Origin of the sequence: Streptomyces sp. C (assembly GCF_000158895.1) — a bacterium.
GTDB lineage: Bacteria > Actinomycetota > Actinomycetes > Streptomycetales > Streptomycetaceae > Streptomyces > Streptomyces racemochromogenes.
In genome coordinates this window covers 3,172,137-3,174,699 of record NZ_GG657750.1, presented here as the reverse complement: position 1 = coordinate 3,174,699, position 2,563 = coordinate 3,172,137, and the positions used below count along the sequence as shown (strand labels likewise).

The 2,563-nt window shown below is 75.4% G+C and carries 1 protein-coding gene and 2 pseudogenes; all 3 read left to right on the top strand.

What is annotated here, in order from left to right; genetic code table 11:
- Positions 1–228: 228 nt before the first annotated feature.
- A pseudogene (locus SSNG_RS14065) lies at positions 229–1,044 on the top strand (allantoate amidohydrolase); the annotation flags it as partial.
- A pseudogene (locus tag SSNG_RS43785) lies at positions 1,002–1,418 on the top strand (M20/M25/M40 family metallo-hydrolase); the annotation flags it as partial. The pseudogenes SSNG_RS14065 and SSNG_RS43785, both read left to right, overlap by 43 nt.
- A partial coding sequence (locus tag SSNG_RS14060) for a formimidoylglutamate deiminase (protein WP_042800992.1) occupies positions 1,409–2,563 on the top strand: 1,155 nt, incomplete at its 3' end. The pseudogene SSNG_RS43785 and the gene SSNG_RS14060, both read left to right, overlap by 10 nt.

Here is a 2,563-nt window from a genome sequence, read left to right as displayed (position 1 = left end):
ACGTCGACGCCGGCTACGACATCGCCGAGGACGTCTGTTCGACGAGCGAGGCGTCCGCGTCCCGATGCGCGAGGGTGACTCCGCGTGACCGAGGGCTCCGCTCGAACCGGGGGCTCCGCCCCCGACCCCCGGGGCTCCGCCCCGGGGGGCCCGGCCACCGGCCCCCGCGGAGCCGCGGGCCGTCCGGCCGGGGCCGGGGGCGCCGCCCCCGGGGCCTCCTTCCACACCATGTGGGCCGAGCTCGCCCCCATCGGCCGCCACGCCGACTCCGGCGGGTACCGCAGGTACGCCTGGACCGGCGCCGACGCCGACTGCCGGGCCTGGTTCCGGGCGCAGGCCGAGTCGCGCGGGCTCGCGTACGAGGTGGACCGCAACGGCAACCAGTGGGCCTGGCTCGGCGACCCCCTCGCGGGCGACGCCGTGGTCACCGGCTCCCACCTGGACTCCGTCCCCGACGGCGGGGCCTTCGACGGCCCCCTCGGCGTGGTGTCCTCCTTCGCCGCCCTCGACGAGCTCCGCGCCCGCGGCGCCGCCCTCACCCGGCCCCTGGCCATCACCAACTTCGGTGACGAGGAGGGCGCCCGCTTCGGGCTGGCCTGCGTCGGCTCCCGGCTCGCCGCCGGACAGCTGACCAAGGAGAAGGCGTACGCACTGCGCGACGCCGACGGCGTCAGCCTCCCGCAGGCCATGGAGGCCGCCGGGTACGACCCCGACTCCGTCGGAGCCGACCCCGAACGCCTCTCCCGCATCGGCGCCTTCGTCGAACTCCACGTCGAACAGGGCCGCGCCCTCGACCTGTCCGGCGACCGCGTCGGCATCGCCTCCGCGATCTGGCCCCACGGCCGCTGGCGGTTCGACTTCCACGGCGAGGCCAACCACGCGGGCACCACCCGCCTCGTGGACCGCCGCGACCCGATGCTCACCTACGCGGAGACCGTCCTGGCCGCCCGCCGGGAAGCGGCCCTCGCCGGCGCCGTCGCCACCTTCGGCAAGATCTCCGTCGAGCCGAACGGCGTCAACGCCATCCCCTCCCTCGTCCGGGGCTGGCTCGACTCCCGCGCCGCCGACCAGGCCAACCTCGACACGGTCGTCACCGCCGTCGAGGGGCCGCCCGCGAGCACGCCGACCGCGACGGCATCGACCTGAACGTGGTACGGGAGTCCTTCACCCCCGTCGTAGAAAAAGAGCACGCCCTGCGCGACGAGCTCAACCGGATCCTCGGCGGATCCGTCCCCGTCCTCGGCACGGGCGCGGGACACGACGCCGGGATCCTCTCCGCGTCCGTCCCGACCGCGATGCTGTTCGTACGCAACCCCACCGGCGTCTCCCACTCGCCGCGGGAGTTCGCGGCCGAGGACGACTGCGTCGCCGGGGTCCTCGCACTCGCCGACGTACTGGAAGGCCTGGCATGCCGCTGAAGACGTACTGGCTGGAGCACGCCTGGCTCGGCGACACCGTCGAGCCGGGCGTGGCGCTCGACGTTTCCGCCGACGGGCGGATCGCCGCCCTGCGCACCGGGACGGACACCCCGCCCCCCGGCGCCGAGGTCCTGCGCGGCCTGACCCTCCCCGGCCTGGCCAACGCCCACAGCCACGCCTTCCACCGGGCCCTGCGCTCCGTCGTACAGGTCGGCTCGGGCACCTTCTGGACCTGGCGCGACGTCATGTACGAGGTCGCCCAGAACCTCACCCCCGAGAGCTACCACGACCTGGCCCGCGCCGTGTACGCGGAGATGGCCCTGGCCGGCATCACCAACGTCGGCGAGTTCCACTACGTCCACCACGCGCCCGGCGGCACCCCGTACGCCGACCCCAACGCCATGGGCGAGGCCCTCATCGAGGCCGCCGCCGCGGCGGGCATCCGCATCACCCTCCTCGACACCGCGTACCTCTCCTCCGGCTTCGGCGAGGCCCCGAGCGAGCACCAGAAGCGGTTCTCCGACGGCACCGCCGACGCCTGGGCCGAACGGGTCTCCGCCCTCAAACCCCGCGAACACGCGCTGATCGGCGCGGCGGTCCACTCCGTACGGGCCGTCCCGGCCGGGCAGCTCGCCACGGTCGCCGGCTGGGCGCAGGACCGGCGGGCCCCGCTGCACGTGCACCTGTCCGAGCAGACGGCGGAGAACGACGCCTGCCAGGCCGCCCACGGCCGCACGCCCACACAGCTGCTCGCCGACCACGGGGTCCTCGGCCCGCGCACCACCGGCGTGCACAACACGCACCTGACGGACGCGGACATCGCCCTGCTCGGCGGGACCACGACCGGCACCTGCATGTGCCCCACCACCGAACGCGACCTCGCCGACGGCATCGGTCCGGCCGGCCGGCTCCAGCGGGCGGGCAGCCCGCTGTCGCTGGGCAGCGACAGCCACGCCGTGATCGACCTGCTGGAGGAGGCCCGCGCGATGGAGCTCAACGAGCGCCTCGCCAGCCGAACCCGGGGCCACTGGACGGCGAACGCCCTGCTCCGCGCCGCCACCGAGGACGGCCACGCCGCGCTCGGCCTCCCGGACGCGGGCCGCCTGGAGGCGGGCGCCCTGGCCGACTTCACCACCGTCGCGCTG